Source organism: Myxococcus sp. AM009 (genome assembly GCF_013372605.1).
Lineage (GTDB): Bacteria > Myxococcota > Myxococcia > Myxococcales > Myxococcaceae > Myxococcus > Myxococcus vastator.
The window spans coordinates 1-670 of the sequence record NZ_JABXEP010000373.1 but is presented as its reverse complement, the minus strand read 5'-3'; the positions used below and the strand labels follow the sequence as shown (position 1 = coordinate 670).

The 670-nt window shown below is 73.4% G+C and carries 2 protein-coding genes; one reads left to right on the top strand and one right to left on the bottom strand.

Features of this window, described 5'->3' with window-relative positions; translation table 11 throughout:
• The coding region (locus HV824_RS35935; RefSeq protein ID WP_176425287.1) for an ROK family protein at positions 1 to 316 on the bottom strand (316 nt) is incomplete at its 3' end.
• 126 nt (positions 317 to 442) lie between these two features.
• Here HV824_RS35935 and HV824_RS35930 point away from each other — a divergent pair.
• Positions 443 to 670, top strand: a 228-nt coding sequence (locus tag HV824_RS35930; RefSeq protein ID WP_176425286.1) for a DUF2780 domain-containing protein, incomplete at its 3' end; no start/stop codon positions are given.

The window sequence follows — 670 nt, the reverse complement described above, 5'->3', positions numbered from 1 at the left end:
CGTTGCTGACGTGTCCCAGCGTGCCCTCGTTGGCGTTCACCGCGCCGGGCGCGCCCACGCCCACCCCCTGGAGCTGACGGGACGTCAGGCCCGCCGCGTGCGCCGCGCCCTCCAGCGTGTCGTGGATGGCGCGCACCACGTCGCCGGGCTCACCGTCGGCGGGCGTGGGCTGGCGCAGCTTCCCCAGGACGGCGCCAGCGCGGTCTACCACCACGGCCTCGATTTTCGTCCCGCCCAGGTCGACGCCGCCCCAGCACTCCCGGGCGTCGCGCTCCGCCGTCTTCCGTCGCGAGCCCTCCGCGTTCGCTTCCCGCATGACAGGCCTCCCCAGCGAAGATGCGCAGTCCGCGGGGGACCGGGGGAAGGCGGCGGGAAGGCGAGGGAGCGGCCGGCCCGCTAGAAAGGCGCTCCACACGGACGCGCGACAGGAAAGGAGCAAGGGATGGACCTCATCGGACAGCTCTCTCAGCAGCTCGGAGTGAATGGAACGCAGGCCCAGGGGCTGGCGGGCTCGCTGCTGAAGCAGGTGCAAGGCACGGTGCAGGAGAAGCTGGGCCCCGACGCCGCGAACCAGATGGGCCAGGCGGTTCCAGAGATGGAGACCTGGCGGCAGGCCCCCAGCACCACGTCCGCGCCCCAGACGGCGCCGGACGCGGGGGGCGGGCTGATG